The organism is Crenobacter intestini (assembly GCF_004919095.1).
GTDB lineage: Bacteria > Pseudomonadota > Gammaproteobacteria > Burkholderiales > Chromobacteriaceae > Craterilacuibacter > Craterilacuibacter intestini.
The window spans coordinates 50,298-64,932 of the sequence record NZ_STGJ01000006.1 but is presented as its reverse complement, the minus strand read 5'-3'; the positions used below and the strand labels follow the sequence as shown (position 1 = coordinate 64,932).

Genomic DNA, 14,635 nt, shown 5'->3' with positions numbered 1-14,635 from the left:
TCAATCATCTCCGCTAACATGAACTTATGTCAGTGGGCTCGGTCTACCGGCCCATGAACCTGAAAGGAAAGACAAAGTGAAACGCGTGATTCTGCTGATCGCGACCAATATCGCGGTGATGCTGGTGCTCAGCGTGGTGGTGCAGGTGCTGGGCATCAACCGCTTCCTGACCGCCAACGGCCTCAACCTCGGCATGCTGCTGGTGTTCTCCGCCGTGCTCGGCTTCGGCGGCGCCTTCATCTCGCTGGCGATGTCCAAGACCATCGCCAAATGGTCGACCGGCGCGCAGGTGATCCAGACCCCGCACAACGAGACCGAAGCGTGGCTGATGCAGACCGTGCACAAGCTCGCCACCCGCGCCAACCTGCCGATGCCCGAAGTGGCGGTCTACGAGGGCGCGCCCAACGCGTTCGCGACCGGCGCGAGCAAGTCGAGCTCGCTGGTCGCGGTGTCGACCGGGTTGCTTACAAGCATGACGCACGAGGAAGTCGAAGCGGTGCTCGCGCATGAAGTCGCGCACATCGCCAACGGCGACATGGTGACGCTGACCCTGATCCAGGGCGTGGTCAACACCTTCGTGTTCTTCCTGGCCCGCGTGGTCGGCTACCTAGTCGACAGCTTCCTGCGCCGCAACGACGAGGAGTCGTCCGGCACCGGCATCGGTTACTTCGTGACGGTGATCGTCTGCGAGATCCTGTTCGGCATCCTCGCGTCGATGATCGTGATGTACTTCTCGCGCCAGCGCGAATTCCGCGCCGACGCGGGGGCCGCCACCCTGATGGGCTCGCCGGTGCCGATGGCCCACGCGCTGCAGCGTCTGGGCGGCCTGACCCCGGGCGCCTTGCCGCAGAACATGGCCGCGTCGGGCATCGCCGGCGGTGGTGGCCTGATGGCGCTGTTCGCGTCGCACCCGAGCATCGAAGAGCGCCTCGCGCGCCTGGCTGCCCGCTAAACGGATTCCCTCTCTCCACCCTTGGTGGTTTTGCTCCCGGGGCGCTTTGCGGCCCGTTTTTTTGTCTAATCATTCGAAAAAATGGGATTATTGTTAGTATTAATCCGCATTATTCGATAATCAATTCGGGTGTACACTGGCAGCGTACCGTGGCGTTTGTGCGGTGCGGCCAACATTGAGAGTGAACCATGGAATTGATGACTGTGATGTTTGTCGGCTACCCGCTGTGGGTGTGGCTGATGTTCTTCCTGATCGTGATCGCCTTGCTCGCGTTCGACCTGGGCGTGCTGCACAAGGAGCAGCGCGAGATCACCGTCAGCGAAAGCCTGAAGCTGTCCGCGTTCTATATCGCGCTGGGTCTGGCCTTCGGCGGCTGGATCTGGTGGTACAAGGGGGCGGACGCCGGGATGGCCTACCTGACCGGCTACGTGGTCGAGAAGTCGCTGTCGATGGACAACGTGTTCGTGATCGCGCTGATCTTCTCCAGCCTCGCCGTGCCGCGCATCTACCAGCACCGCGTGCTGTTCTGGGGCATTTTGGGCGTGATCCTGATGCGCGCGGTGATGATCGGGCTGGGCGCGGTGCTGGTCGCGCAGTACCAGTGGGTGCTCATGGTGTTCGGCGCCTTCCTGGTGTTCACCGGCGTCAAGATGCTGTTCGCCGACGACGAGCACCCGGACATCGAGCACAACAAGCTGTACCGCTGGCTGCGCAACCACATGCGCTTCACGCCGACCCTGCACGGCGAGAAATTCTGGGTGCGCGGCGAGGCGCACGGCCTCGAACGCGGCTGGTGGGCGACCCCGCTGCTGCTCGCGCTGGTACTGGTCGAGAGCGCGGACCTGATCTTCGCGGTCGACAGCATCCCGGCGATCTTCGCGATCACGCAGGACCCGTTCCTCGTGTACACGTCGAACATCTTTGCGATCCTTGGTCTGCGCGCACTTTACTTCGCGCTGGCCGCGATGGTGCACCGCTTCCACTACCTGAAGTACGCGCTGTCGCTGGTGCTGGTGTTCATCGGCGTGAAGGTCGCGCTGGTCTACCTGAACGATATCGGGATGGTCGCGCTGAAAGTGCCGACACCGCTGTCGCTGGGCGTGACCTTCGGCCTGCTGTTCGCCGGTGTCCTCTACTCGCTGTACAAGACGCGCAACGACCCGCCGGCGGTTTGATCCTCCCTGCGTCGCCGCGATGGCGGCGCCTTGTACCGGAGCCCCTGATGGGGCTCCGTTTTTATTGGTGCGGGTTCAAAGGCCTGGGCGTCATCGGCAAAGGTGGGCGAGGTGCGTCAACTTGTATATGCTGAATGCAAAGGATGGCTTGGTCTTTTGCGTCGCCCAATGTCGATAAAGTGCCATTCCAATGGCTGTCCGCCTTGTGGTGGCTTACGGGTTTATTGATAAGACTATAATCATCCGCTTTCATTTTGAACCTTTGAAGGTAAACCGATGATTGCCTTGCTGGAAGCCAAGCGCGCCGGCCTTTTCAATACGCGCGCGCAGTGGCTGAACAATATCGTCGCCGGCCTGATCGTCGGCGTCGTAGCCCTGCCGCTGGGGATGGCGTTCGCCATCGCGTCCGGCGCCAAGCCCGAGCAGGGCCTGTACACCTCGATCGTCGCCGGCCTGCTGATCTCTGTGTTCGGCGGCAGCCGCGTACAGATCGCCGGGCCGACCGGCGCCTTCATCGTGATCCTCGCCGCGATCACCGCCAAGTACGGCATCGCTGGCCTGCAGATCGCGACGATGATGGCGGGGGTGATCCTGCTGGCAATGGGGTTGGCCCGCATGGGTGCGGTGATCAAGTTCATACCGGCGCCGGTGATCGTGGGCTTCACCGCCGGTATCGGCGTGATCATCTGGGTCGGCCAGTGGAAGGACTTCTTCGGCTTGCCTGCCGTTTCCGGCGAGCACTTCCACGAGAAATTCTGGCACCTGGTGCAGGCCTTGCCCGACCTGCACCCGGCGACCACCGCCCTTGCGCTGTTGAGCCTCGCGCTGGTGGTGTTCACGCCGAAAATCCCTTACCTCAAGCGCCTGCCCGGGCCGCTGGTCGCGATGGTGGTCGCTACCCTGCTGCAGTCGGTCTTCGTGTTTGACGGTGTCGCGACCATCGGCAGCGCGTTCGGCGGCATCCCGCAGGGCCTACCCAGTTTCGAGATGCCGCAGGTGACGCCGGCGCTGCTGGTCGAGTTGATCGGCCCCGCGTTCACCATCGCCATGCTGGGTGCGATCGAGTCGCTGCTCTCGGCGGTGGTCGCCGACGGCATGGCCGGCTCCCGCCACAACTCGAACCAGGAGCTGATCGGGCAGGGCGTCGCCAATATCGTGACCCCGCTGTTCGGCGGCTTCGCCGCGACCGGCGCGATCGCGCGCACGGCGACCAATATCCGTAACGGCGGCTCGTCGCCCCTGGCCGGCATTACCCATTGCGTGCTGCTGCTGCTGATCGTGCTGGTGCTGGCGCCGGCGGCGGCGAACATTCCGCTGGCCGCACTGTCGGCGATCCTGTTCGTCGTCGCCTACAACATGAGCGAACTGCGCCACTTCAAGCACATGCTCACCCACGCGCCGCGCGCCGATGTCGCGATCCTGCTGATCACTTTCTTCCTGACCGTGTTCACCGATCTGGTGGTGGCGGTGAATATCGGCGTGATCCTGGCGACGCTGCATTTCCTGCGCAAGATGGCGCTGTCGGTCGACGTGCAGCGTGTCGAGGGCGACGACTTGGCGATGGAGCTGCGCCACCACGGCGTCGACGCCTTGCCCGACGACGTGCTGGTGTATTCGGTGGAGGGGCCGTTCTTCTACGGCGCGGTCGAGACCTTCGCGCGCGCGCTGGGCGAGACCCATACCGAACCGAGGGTGCTGATCCTGCGCCTCAAGCGCGTGCCCTTCATCGACGGTACCGGGCTCTCCACGCTGGAAGAAGTCTGCGACAAGCTGGCCGAGCGCGGCGTTCGCGTGGTGCTGTGCGACGCGAGCCCCGAGGTGCGTCTCGAACTGGTGCACTCCGGCATCGCCGGGAAGCTTGGCCCGCACGGCGTCTACCGCAAGCTGATCCACGCGATCCGCGCGTGCGTGCCGCAATCGCGCACCGGCGCGGACACGCCGCCGGCCGAGGGCTGAGCCCGCCACTTCCGTCCAGCAGCCCGGCCGCGTGCGCGCCGGGCTGTTTTTTTGCACGCATGAAAAAGGCCACCCCGCGGGGTGGCCTGTCGTTTTGCCTGCGGGCGCTTACAGCTTGCCGCCGACAAATGCCTCGACGCTCGCGAGCGCTTCGGCAAGGCCGCTCGCGTCGGTAGCGCCGGCCTGCGCGAAGTCCGGGCGGCCGCCGCCCTTGCCGCCCAGCTGCTGGGCGACAAAGTTGACGAGCTCGCCGGCCTTGAGCTTGCCGGTGAGGTCGGCGGTCACCGCGGCGACCAGCGCGACCTTGCCGTCGATCTGGGTGGCGAGCACCAGCGCGCCGCTGCCGATGCGGTCCTTCAGCTTCTCGGCGGTTTCCTTCAGGCCCGCGTTGTCGAGGCCTTCCAGTTCGCTGACGATCAGCTTCGCGTCGCCGATGCGGGTCGCGTTCTCGGCGAGCTCGGCGCTGGCGGCGGCGGCAAGCTTGACCTTCAGCTTGGCCATTTCCTTCTCGAGCGCCTTGAGGTCGGACTGCAGCGCGCCGATCTTGGTGACGACTTCGCCGACCCCCTGCGCCTTCAGCGCGGTGGCGGCGTCTTTCAGCATCGCATCCTGCGCCTGCGCCCACAGCACCGCGCCTTCGCCGGTCACCGCCTCGATGCGGCGCACGCCGGCGGCGATGCCGCCTTCGGAGACGATCTTGAAGAAGCCGATGTCGCCGGTGCGGTTCACGTGGGTGCCGCCGCACAGTTCCATCGAGTGCTCGCCCATCTTCAGCACGCGCACCTCGTCGCCGTATTTCTCGCCAAACAGGCCGGTGGCGCCAGCCTTCATCGCGTCGTCGTACGGCATCACGGTCGCGCTCACGTCGACGTTGTGCGCGACGATGCGGTTGACCACGCGCTCGATCTCGGCGATCTCGTCCGCGGTCACCGCCGCGCCGTGCGAGAAGTCGAAGCGGGTGCGCTCGCGGGTCACCAGCGAACCCTTCTGCGCGACATGTTCGCCCAGCACGTGGCGCAGCGCGGTGTGCAACAGGTGGGTCGCCGAGTGGTTGCGCGCGGTGGCCAGACGGTTGTGCAGGTCGATGGTGGCGACCACTTCGTCGCCGACCTTCAGCGCGCCGCGGGCGAGCACGCCCTTGTGGCCGAATACCGCCGCCTGGATCTTCTGGGTGTCGGTGACGTCGAACAGCGCGCCCACGCCGCCCGTGACCGAAATCTCGCCGACGTCGCCGACCTGGCCGCCGCCTTCCGCGTAGAACGGGGTGTTGTCGAGCACGACGATGCCTTCGTCGCCGGCGGCCAGCGCCTCGACCGGCTGGCCGTCCTTGTAGAGCGCCAGCACGCGAGCCTCGCTGCTGTGCTCGGCGTAACCCTCGAAGCAGGTGTCGGCGCCGCTGTACTCGACGTTGCCGGCCATCTTGAAGGTCGACGCGGCGCGCGCGCGTTCACGTTGCGCGTTCATCTCGCGCTCGAAGCCTTCCATGTCGACGCCGATCTCGCGCTCGCGGCAGATGTCGGCGGTCAGGTCGACCGGGAAGCCGTAGGTGTCGTACAGCTTGAACACGGTCTCGCCACCCAGCTCCTTCGGGCTGTCCTTCAGCGCGGACTCCAACAGGCCCATGCCCTTGTCCAGCGTCTCGGCGAACTTGATCTCTTCGGCTTTCAACGCGTCCTCGATCTGCGCCTGGCGGATGCGCAGCTCGGGGTAGGCGTCGCCCATCTCGGATGCGAGGTCGGCGACCAGCTTGTGGAAGAACAGGCCCTTCTGGCCGAGCTTGTAGCCGTGGCGGATCGCGCGGCGGATGATGCGGCGCAGCACGTAGCCGCGGCCGTCGTTCGACGGCACCACGCCGTCGGCGATCAGGAAGGCGCAGGCGCGGATGTGGTCGGCGATCACCTTCAGGCTCGGCACGTCCAGGCTGAACGGCACGCTGGTCTCGCGCGCGGCGGCGCGGATCAGCGACTGGAACAGGTCGATCTCGTAGTTTGCGTGCACGCCCTGCAGCACGGCCGAGATGCGCTCAAGCCCCATGCCGGTGTCGACCGAGGGCTTGGGCAGCGGGTTCATGGTGCCGTCTTCGGTGCGGTTGAACTGCATGAAGACGTTGTTCCAGATCTCGATGAAGCGGTCGCCGTCCTCTTCCGGGCTTCCCGGCGGGCCGCCCCAGATGTGGGCGCCGTGGTCGTAGAAGATCTCGGTGCACGGGCCGCACGGGCCGGTGTCGCCCATCTGCCAGAAGTTGTCGGACGCGTATGGTGCGCCCTTGTTGTCGCCGATGCGCACGATCTTGTCGGCCGGCACGCCGATTTCCTTGTTCCAGATCTCGTACGCCTCGTCATCCGACGCGTAGACGGTGACCATCAGCTTTTCCTTGGGCAGGCCGAGCCACTTGGGGTCGGTCAGGAATTCCCAGGCGTAACGGATCGCGTCGTGCTTGAAGTAGTCGCCGAAGCTGAAGTTGCCCAGCATCTCGAAGAAGGTGTGGTGGCGTGCGGTGTAGCCGACGTTTTCCAGGTCGTTGTGCTTGCCGCCTGCGCGCACGCACTTCTGCGAGGTGGTCGCGCGGCTGTACGGACGCTTGTCAAAGCCGAGGAACACGTCCTTGAACTGGTTCATGCCGGCGTTGGTGAACAGGAGCGTCGGGTCTTCCCACGGGACCAGCGAGCTCGAAGCGACCACTTCGTGTCCCTTGGACGCGAAGAAGTCCAGGTATTTCTGGCGGATTTCGGAGGTTTTCATTGTGTGCTATCGCGATACGAATTGTATGGTTGGCCCCTGAGGTGCGCGGGGCGGGCAGCCTTGTCCGGATTGTGGCAAGGGCAGGGGGGCGGACGCAAGCATTTGCGGCGTTGGCAGGCCGTTTAGTCGTCGTGACTGTGGCCGGCTTCGGCGAGCACCTTGCGTACCACGTCGGCCGGGAAGCCGCGCGCGGCGAGAAAACGCATTTGCCTAGCCTTCTCTTGCGCGTCGGCGGGGGCTGTGCCGAACTTTTTCTGCCACAGCCCGCGGCAGGCGGCCAGGTCGTCGATCCCGTCCAGCGCCTCGGCGATGGTGTCGCGGTCGACGCCCTTGCTGCGCAGGGCCTGCGCGAGGCGGGTGCTGCCCCAGCGTCCCTGCTTGCTTTGCGCGAGCGCCTGCGCGTAGCGCTCGTCCGACTGCCAGTGACGCTCGGCAAGTTCGGCGAGCACCGCCTCGATTTCGTCCGGGTCTGCCGCGTGCGGCTTGAGGCGGGCGAACAGTTCGCGGCGCGAATACTCGCGCCGGGACAGCAGTTCGACCGCCCGCGCCATCAGGCTTTTTTCGGCCACGCTCAGAACATGTCGTCGGCGAGCGCTTCGTCGTCGCCTTCGCTGGCCACCACGGCGGTGCTCACGCCGACCTTGTCGCGGATCTTGGCTTCGACTTCGCCGGCGATGGCCGGGTTGTCCTTCAGCCACACGCGGGTGTTGTCCTTGCCCTGGCCGATCTTCTGGCCGCCATAGCTGTACCAGGCGCCCGACTTCTCGATGAAGCCCTGCTCGACGCCCATCTCGACGATCTCGCCCTCGCGGCTGATGCCTTCGCCGTACAGGATGTCGAAGTTCGCCTGCTTGAACGGCGGGGCGACCTTGTTCTTGACGACCTTGACGCGGGTCTCGTTGCCCAGCACTTCGTCGCCCTTCTTGATGGCGCCGACGCGGCGGATGTCGAGGCGCACCGACGCGTAGAACTTCAGCGCGTTGCCGCCGGTGGTGGTTTCCGGGTTGCCGAACATCACGCCGATCTTCATGCGGATCTGGTTGATGAAGATCACCAGCGTGTTGGTGCGCTTGATGTTGCCGGTCAGCTTGCGCAGGGCCTGGCTCATCAGGCGTGCCTGCAGGCCGACGTGGCTGTCGCCCATCTCGCCTTCGATTTCGGCCTTGGGCACCAGCGCCGCGACCGAGTCGATCACGATCACGTCGAGGCCGCCGGAGCGCACCAGCATGTCGCAGATCTCGAGCGCCTGCTCGCCGGTGTCCGGCTGCGAGATCAGCAGGTCTTCGACGTTGACGCCGAGCTTTTGCGCGTAGACCGGATCGAGCGCGTTTTCCGCGTCGATGTAGGCGCAGGTGCCGCCCAGTTTCTGCGCCTCGGCGACCACCTGCAGGCACAGCGTGGTCTTGCCCGACGATTCCGGGCCGTAGATTTCGACGACGCGGCCGCGCGGCAGGCCGCCGACGCCGAGCGCGAGGTCGAGGCCGAGCGAACCGGTGGAGATGACCTGCAGGTTCTCCTGGATCTGGTTGTCGCTCATGCGCATGATCGAGCCCTTGCCGAACTGCTTTTCGATCTGTGCGAGCGCGGCGCTCAGGGCTTTGCTTTTCTCATCGGCGCGTTTGTTGTCGTCGGCCATGCAAGTCTCCAAATACGGCTGGGGTCATTAACCGGACGATTATCGCATAACTGGCGCCGCCGTTTCGACTTCGGGCGCGGCCCCTTGTTTTGCGGGTGTTTGCGCCCACTTTGATTCGGACACGCCCATGCGGCAGAATGAAACCATGCTGAACGAACGCGCCCAACGCCTGCTCAAGACCCTCGTCGAACGCTATATCGTCGACGGCACCCCCGTGCCTTCGCGCACGCTCGGGCAACTGGCGGGGCTCGAACTCTCTCCGGCGTCGATCCGCAACGCGCTGGCCGACATGGAGGCGATGGGGCTGGTCGCGTCGCCGCACACCTCGGCCGGGCGGGTGCCGACCGCGCGCGGCTACCGCGTGTTCGTCGACCGCCTGCTCACCCTGGGCCCGCTCGAGGGCGCGCTGGTGCGCGAACTCGAGGACAACCTGCACCCGGACAGCCCGCAAAGGCTGGCGCAGGCCGCCTCGCAGGTGCTCTCCGAACTCACCCATTTCGCCGGGGTGGTGGTCACCCCGCAACGCGCCGACATCGCCTTCCGCCAGATGGAGTTTCTGCGCCTGTCGGAGCGGCGGGTGCTGCTGATCCTAGTGACGATGGACGGCGACGTGCAGAACCACATCCTCACCACCGAGCGTGACTACGGGCCGTCCGAGCTGGTCGAGGCGGCCAACTTCATCAACCAGCATTACGCGGGACAGGGCTTGTCCAGCGCGTCCGAGCGGGTCGAGGCCGAACTGCGCACCCTGCAGTCGGACATCAGCTCGCTGATGGCGCTGGCGATCAACCTCGGCCGCCAGACGCTGGCCGAGCAGACCGGCGCGATGGTGATCGCCGGCGGCAACAACCTTTTGAATGTGCGCGACCTGTCGGAAGACCTGACCCGCTTGCGCGACCTGTTTGCCGCCTTCGAGCGCAAGACCGAACTTCTGAACCTGCTCGAGCAAAGCCGCAACGCGCAGGGGGTGAGCCTGTATATCGGCGAGGAGTCCGGCGTGACCCCGCTTGGCGACTGCTCGGTGGTCAGCGCGCCTTACCGCATCAACGGACAGGTCGTCGGTTCGCTCGGCGTGATCGGGCCGACCAGAATGAACTACGAGCATGTGATTCCGATCGTAGACATCACTTCGCGCCTGGTTTCCAGCGCGCTTTCCTACAGCCATTGATACGGATGTCCCGACCGGAATGACCAGACTGACTACCCGCCGCACGCTCGCCGTGCTGCTTGCCTTACTGCCCCTGAGCGCCGTTGCCGACGCCGATTTCCTTGGCCGTGCCGACGTGCAGCGCTATATCGACGAACAGGTGGCCAGCGGCACCTTCGACCGCCCCTACCTGGAGTCGGTATTCGCCAACGTGGAAACCAAGCCCGCGATCATACGCGCGCTCGACAAGCCGTCGACCTCGCGCCCGTGGTACCAGTTCCACCCGGGCTTTCTCAACGAAAAGACCGTCGACGGCGGCGTAGCGTTCTGGCAACAGCACGCGCCGGTGCTCGCCGCGGCCGAGCGCCGTTACGGCGTGCCGCCCGAGATGATCGTCGCCATCATCGGCATTGAGACGCGCTACGGCGGCAATACCGGCAGCTTCCGCGTCGCCGACGCGCTGTCGACCGTCGCCTTCGATTACCCGCGCCGCGCGCAGTTCTTCCGGGGCGAGCTGACCGAGTTTTTGCGCCTGGCGCGCGAGGAGGGCAAGAACCCGCTCCTGCTCAAGGGCAGCTACGCCGGCGCGATGGGCTGGCCGCAGTTCATGCCGTCAAGCTACCGCAAGTGGGCGGTCGACTTCGATGGCGACGGCCACCGCGACATTTGGGACAATCCGGCCGACGCCATCGGCAGCGTCGCCAACTACTTCAAGGTGCACGGCTGGCAGAAGGGCGACGACGTGGTGATCCCGGCGGTGGTCACGCCGGGGCCGAAGATCGACGCGCTGGTCTCGGACAAGTTCAACCTGCATTACACGGTGGGCGAACTAAAGAAAATGGGCGTCGTCCCGCAGGGTGAAGTCGCCGACAACGTGCCGGCGGTGCTGTTCCCGCTCGAGGTCGCTCCCGGCGTCACCGAGTACTGGCTTGGCCTGAACAATTTCTACGCGATCACCCGCTACAACCGCAGCACGCTGTACGCGAAGGCGGCCGAGGAGTTGGCCGAGCAGATCCGCGAGCGCTACCTCGCCCAGACGATGGCCGGCACGGTCGCCGACTGACGCGGCGGCGGCACGCGGTCATCCTCGTGCCGCCGTCTTCCTGCTAGAATCGTCCCCCATGAGCTATCAAGTCCTCGCCCGCAAGTGGCGTCCCAAGCGCTTCGCCGACCTGGTCGGCCAGGAGCATGTCGTGCGTGCGCTGAGCAACGCGCTGACCGGCGAGCGCCTACACCACGCCTACCTACTGACCGGCACGCGCGGGGTGGGCAAGACCACCATCGCGCGCATTCTCGCCAAGAGCCTCAACTGCGAGACGGGGATAGGCGCCGAGCCGTGCGGCGTATGCGACGCGTGCAGGCAGATCGACGCCGGGCGTTTTGTCGACCTCTTGGAGATCGACGCCGCGTCGAACACCGGCATCGACAATATCCGCGAGGTGCTGGAGAACGCCCAGTACGCGCCGACCTTCGGCCGCTTCAAGGTCTACATCATCGACGAAGTGCACATGCTCTCGAAGAGCGCGTTCAACGCGATGTTGAAGACGCTGGAGGAGCCGCCCTCGCACGTGAAGTTCATCCTGGCGACCACCGACCCGCAGAAGGTGCCGGTGACGGTGCTCTCGCGCTGCCTGCAGTTTTCCCTGCGCAACATGACGCCGCAGCAGGTGTCGGGCCACCTCGCACATGTGCTGGACGTCGAGGGTGTCGCCTTCGAGGCGCCGGCGCTCGCGCTGTTGGGACGCGCGGCGCAGGGTTCGATGCGTGACGCGCTGTCGCTGCTGGACCAGGCGATCGCCTACGGCGTCGGCGAAGTGCGCGAAGACGGCGTGCGCGCGATGCTGGGCGCGGTCGACCGCAGCTACCTGTTTTCCCTGCTGTTGGCGCTGTCCGCCGGCGACGGCGTGCGCCTGATGCGCGAGGCCGAGGTTTTGGCCGACCGCGGTGTCGGTTTCGACGCCGCGCTGACCGAATTGACCGTGCTGTTGCAGCAGGTCGCGCTCGCGCAGGCCGTCCCTGCGGCGATCGCGGACGACGACCCGGAGCGCGACACCCTGTTCGCGCTCGCCGACGCGATGGCGCCGGCCGACGTGCAGCTGTACTACCAGATCGCGGTGCACGGCCGGCGTGACCTTGCGCTCGCGCCGGACGAGCACGCCGGCTTCACGATGGCGCTGATCCGCATGCTCGCCTTCCATCCGGTGCACCAGGCAGAGCTGGCCGAGCGCGCGCCGCGCACGCAAGCGCCGTCCGCGCCGCCGCCGTCGGCCGCCGCCGCGCATGTCGCGCGCAGCGGCATGGACGAGGCGCGCGCGCTGTTGGCAAGACACGATGCCAAGCCGGTACGCCCGGCGGCCCGTCCGGCCGAACCTGAGGCAGCGGCAGCCGCCGAGCCGTCGGCCGAGGCGGACAGCGAACCCGAACCCGCGCCGGCGCCCGCAGCGGCTGCACCGGCACCGGCTCCAGCGGCCGAGCCGTCGCTGCCCGCTTACGCCGAGGCCGGGCCGGACGGGTTGACGCCCGTGCCGGATAGCGCTCCTGAGGCCGACGACGAGCGGGACGGCGACGTGCTGCCCGACGAGGCGCCGCCGGTAGACGAGGACGCCGACAGCTACGTGCCGGCCGAATTGCTGGCCGAAGAGCGGGAGAAGCCGGTGTTCGACGGCGACTGGCCTGCGCTGGTCGCCGGCGTCGGCCCGCGCATGGGCAGCGCCCGCATGCTCGCGCAGAACGCGGTGCTCAAGGCCTGGCGGGACGGCGCGCTCCGGCTTGCGGTGCCGGAGGCGTTCCGTCATCTGGCCGGGCGTGACTACCAGGAAAAACTGAAGGCGGTGCTGTCCGAGCATTTCGGCCGGCCGTTTGCCGTCGAAGTCGTCGTCGAGGAGACCGGCGCCGAGACGCCGGCGATGCGCGGCGCGCGCGAGCGCGGCGAAGCGCGCGAGGCGGCCCGGCGCTGCCTCGAGGAAGATCCCAAAGTCCAGCAGCTGATGCGCGAATTCGGTGCGACGCTGCTGGCGGATACCATTCAACCCGTTGTTTGAGGAGTTACCATGTTCGGCAAAGCCGGGATCGCGGGCCTGATGAAGCAGGCCCAGCAAATGCAAGACAATATGAAGAAGGCGCAGGAAGAGCTCGCCCGCGTCGAGGTCGAGGGCCAGTCCGGCGCCGGTCTCGTCAAGGTGGTGATGACCTGCTCGCACGATGTCAAGCGCGTGTCGATCGACGACTCCCTGCTGGGTGACGCCGAGGACAAGGAGATGCTCGAGGACCTGATCGCCGCCGCGTTCAACGACGCCGTGCGCAAGGCCGAAGCGACCTCGCAGGAAAAGATGGCCGGCTTTACCGCCGGGCTCAACCTGCCGGCGGGCATGAAGCTGCCGTTCTGATCCGCATCCCCGGCGCGGCCCTGGCCGCGCCGGCACCCTCTCGCTGTCCTCGCGCATGAAGAATCCTCCCTCACTCGACTCGCTGGTGTCCGCGCTCAAGGTGCTGCCCGGGGTCGGTCCCAAGTCCGCGCAGCGCATGGCCTACCATCTGCTGCAGCGCGACCAGGCCGGCGCCGAGCGTCTGGCGCGCGCGCTCGACAACGCGCTGACGCGCCTGACCCACTGCGAGCGCTGCAACACCTTCAGCGAGACGCCGGTGTGCGCGCTGTGCGCGGACCCGACCCGCCGGCAGGATTTGCTGTGCGTGGTCGAGATGCCGGCCGACCTCGTGATGCTCGAGCAGGCGCGCTGTTTCGACGGCCTCTACTTCGTGCTGATGGGGCGGGTGTCGCCGATGGACGGGCTCGGCCCGCGCGAGGCGAACCTCGACAAGCTCGCCGCGCGCGCGCTGGACGGGGTGACCCGCGAGGTGGTCGTCGCGACCAACTTCACCGCCGAGGGCGAGGTGACCGCGCACCTGATCGCCGAACTTTTGAAGGGGCGGGGGCTGGGCTTGTCGCGCATCGCGCGCGGCATGCCCTTGGGCGGCGAGCTCGAACACGTCGACCCGGGCACGCTCGCGCAGGCGGTGTACGAGCGGCGCAGCCTGTAAGCAGGATTGCATTTGCCGGCCTTTGCGCATAAGGTGGCTGTGTTGCGGTGCCACAAGTGCCGTGATCAGGAGGTTTGACGCTGCCTTTCCCTGTCTTCTTGCGATCGGAGGCTGTATGAATCGAAGCGAGTTTCTGATGGAGCGTGACCGTGCGCTGATGATGAAGGCGATCCGCAACCGTGCCGTCGGCGGACCGCAGAAGTGTTCACAGCAGGACAGGGCGCGTAACGACGCGCTGCGCGAGATCGAGTCCCGCCGTTGGGACAGGGAAATGGACATGGAGGACCGCCTAGGCGGTCCTTTTTGTTGACGGGCAGGCAGGGCCGCTCGCTGCGGCCCTTTTTGCTGTGGGGCTTGCGTGGCGCTAGAATGTGCGGCCCAACCCCCCAAGGAATTTCAACATGCCGTCTTTTGACATCGTCTCCGAAGTTAATCTCGTCGAAGTGCGCAACGCCGTCGAGCAGTCGGTCAAGGAAGTCGGTACCCGTTACGACTTCAAGGGCTCGTCCGCCAAGATCGAACAGGCCGACAAGGTGCTGACGATCTACGCCGACTCCGAATTCCAGATCGACCAGGTCAAGGACATCCTGCTGGGCAAGCTCTCCAAGCGCGGCATCGACGTGCGTTGCCTCGACCACGGCAAGCTCGAAACGATCGGTGGCAACAAGGCCAAGCAGGTGATCACGGTCAAGGAAGGCATCGAGACCGAACTTGCCAAGAAGCTGACCCGTATGATCAAGGACTCCAAGCTCAAGGTGCAGGCGAGCATTCAGGGCGAATCGGTGCGCGTCACCGGCGCCAAGCGCGACATCCTGCAGGAAGTGATCGCGATGATGCGCAAGGAAGTGACCGATTTCCCGTTGCAGTTCAATAATTTCCGCGACTGATCGCCTCAATGGGGCGTTTTGTTGCTTTGTTTGTAGATTGTATACAATCTTGCGCGAGATCAAGGTGACAGGAAGGGGCCGGGCTTAGTATCCGCGCTTCTT

13 protein-coding genes are annotated in these 14,635 nt (G+C 65.9%); 10 read left to right on the top strand and 3 right to left on the bottom strand.

Features of this window, described 5'->3' with window-relative positions; genetic code table 11:
• Positions 1 to 76 precede the first annotated feature (76 nt).
• The 3 genes from htpX to E5K04_RS06660 all read left to right on the top strand — a co-directional run bounded on the left by htpX (position 77) and on the right by E5K04_RS06660 (position 4,083).
• Positions 77 to 952 (top strand): protease HtpX, encoded by an 876-nt coding sequence (gene htpX / locus E5K04_RS06670; protein WP_136552238.1) that lies wholly within the window; start codon positions 77 to 79, stop codon positions 950 to 952.
• A 197-nt stretch (positions 953 to 1,149) separates the two neighbouring features.
• Positions 1,150 to 2,127 carry a TerC family protein gene (locus E5K04_RS06665; protein ID WP_407920077.1) on the top strand — a complete coding sequence of 326 codons (978 nt, stop codon included), beginning with the start codon at positions 1,150 to 1,152 and terminating at the stop codon, positions 2,125 to 2,127.
• A 276-nt stretch (positions 2,128 to 2,403) separates the two neighbouring features.
• Positions 2,404 to 4,083 (top strand): SulP family inorganic anion transporter, encoded by a 1,680-nt coding sequence (locus E5K04_RS06660; RefSeq protein WP_136552234.1) that lies wholly within the window; start codon positions 2,404 to 2,406, stop codon positions 4,081 to 4,083.
• A gap of 108 nt (positions 4,084 to 4,191) precedes the next feature.
• On the opposite strand, the gene alaS is transcribed toward E5K04_RS06660, so the two are convergent.
• The 3 genes from alaS to recA all read right to left on the bottom strand — a co-directional run bounded on the left by alaS (position 4,192) and on the right by recA (position 8,461).
• Positions 4,192 to 6,825, bottom strand: a complete 2,634-nt coding sequence (alaS, locus tag E5K04_RS06655; RefSeq protein ID WP_136552231.1) for an alanine--tRNA ligase — start codon at positions 6,823 to 6,825, stop codon at positions 4,192 to 4,194.
• 122 nt (positions 6,826 to 6,947) lie between these two features.
• Positions 6,948 to 7,394, bottom strand: a complete 447-nt coding sequence (recX, locus tag E5K04_RS06650) for a recombination regulator RecX (RefSeq protein WP_235844299.1) — start codon at positions 7,392 to 7,394, stop codon at positions 6,948 to 6,950.
• A gap of 2 nt (positions 7,395 to 7,396) precedes the next feature.
• Complete coding sequence (recA, locus tag E5K04_RS06645; RefSeq protein ID WP_136552229.1) at positions 7,397 to 8,461, bottom strand: recombinase RecA; 1,065 nt, start codon at positions 8,459 to 8,461, stop codon at positions 7,397 to 7,399.
• A gap of 127 nt (positions 8,462 to 8,588) precedes the next feature.
• Between recA and hrcA the strand changes: the two genes are divergently transcribed.
• From hrcA to E5K04_RS06610, 7 genes are all read left to right on the top strand, one after another.
• The gene (gene hrcA, locus E5K04_RS06640) at positions 8,589 to 9,629 is read left to right on the top strand and encodes a heat-inducible transcriptional repressor HrcA (RefSeq protein WP_235844297.1); all 1,041 of its coding nucleotides are present in this window, start codon (positions 8,589 to 8,591) and stop codon (positions 9,627 to 9,629) included.
• Between the two features lie 19 nt (positions 9,630 to 9,648).
• Positions 9,649 to 10,671: a lytic murein transglycosylase B gene (gene mltB, locus E5K04_RS06635; protein WP_136552226.1), complete on the top strand. Its 1,023-nt coding sequence runs from the start codon at positions 9,649 to 9,651 to the stop codon at positions 10,669 to 10,671.
• 58 nt (positions 10,672 to 10,729) lie between these two features.
• Positions 10,730 to 12,649, top strand: coding sequence for a DNA polymerase III subunit gamma/tau (gene dnaX, locus E5K04_RS06630; RefSeq protein WP_136552224.1), 1,920 nt, complete (start codon positions 10,730 to 10,732; stop codon positions 12,647 to 12,649).
• A 9-nt stretch (positions 12,650 to 12,658) separates the two neighbouring features.
• Positions 12,659 to 12,994 (top strand): YbaB/EbfC family nucleoid-associated protein, encoded by a 336-nt coding sequence (locus E5K04_RS06625; RefSeq protein ID WP_136552222.1) that lies wholly within the window; start codon positions 12,659 to 12,661, stop codon positions 12,992 to 12,994.
• A 55-nt stretch (positions 12,995 to 13,049) separates the two neighbouring features.
• Positions 13,050 to 13,646, top strand: a complete 597-nt coding sequence (gene recR, locus E5K04_RS06620) for a recombination mediator RecR (protein WP_136552220.1) — start codon at positions 13,050 to 13,052, stop codon at positions 13,644 to 13,646.
• A 115-nt stretch (positions 13,647 to 13,761) separates the two neighbouring features.
• Complete coding sequence (locus E5K04_RS06615) at positions 13,762 to 13,956, top strand: hypothetical protein (protein ID WP_136552218.1); 195 nt, start codon at positions 13,762 to 13,764, stop codon at positions 13,954 to 13,956.
• A gap of 91 nt (positions 13,957 to 14,047) precedes the next feature.
• On the top strand, positions 14,048 to 14,533 hold the full coding sequence (locus E5K04_RS06610) for a YajQ family cyclic di-GMP-binding protein (protein ID WP_136552216.1): 486 nt from the start codon (positions 14,048 to 14,050) through the stop codon (positions 14,531 to 14,533).
• Positions 14,534 to 14,635: the final 102 nt, after the last annotated feature.

Bases quoted from the DNA above. Each gene is read 5' to 3' on its own strand.
- E5K04_RS06665 (WP_407920077.1), top strand. From the start codon at position 1,150: ATGACTGTGATGTTTGTCGGCTACCCGCTGTGGGTGTGGCTGATGTTC.
- E5K04_RS06660 (WP_136552234.1), top strand. From the start codon at position 2,404: ATGATTGCCTTGCTGGAAGCCAAGCGCGCCGGCCTTTTCAATACGCGC.
- alaS (WP_136552231.1), bottom strand. From the start codon at position 6,825: ATGAAAACCTCCGAAATCCGCCAGAAATACCTGGACTTCTTCGCGTCC.
- recA (WP_136552229.1), bottom strand. From the start codon at position 8,461: ATGGCCGACGACAACAAACGCGCCGATGAGAAAAGCAAAGCCCTGAGC.
- hrcA (WP_235844297.1), top strand. From the start codon at position 8,589: ATGCGGCAGAATGAAACCATGCTGAACGAACGCGCCCAACGCCTGCTC.
- mltB (WP_136552226.1), top strand. From the start codon at position 9,649: ATGACCAGACTGACTACCCGCCGCACGCTCGCCGTGCTGCTTGCCTTA.
- dnaX (WP_136552224.1), top strand. From the start codon at position 10,730: ATGAGCTATCAAGTCCTCGCCCGCAAGTGGCGTCCCAAGCGCTTCGCC.
- E5K04_RS06625 (WP_136552222.1), top strand. From the start codon at position 12,659: ATGTTCGGCAAAGCCGGGATCGCGGGCCTGATGAAGCAGGCCCAGCAA.
- recR (WP_136552220.1), top strand. From the start codon at position 13,050: ATGAAGAATCCTCCCTCACTCGACTCGCTGGTGTCCGCGCTCAAGGTG.
- E5K04_RS06615 (WP_136552218.1), top strand. From the start codon at position 13,762: ATGAATCGAAGCGAGTTTCTGATGGAGCGTGACCGTGCGCTGATGATG.
- E5K04_RS06610 (WP_136552216.1), top strand. From the start codon at position 14,048: ATGCCGTCTTTTGACATCGTCTCCGAAGTTAATCTCGTCGAAGTGCGC.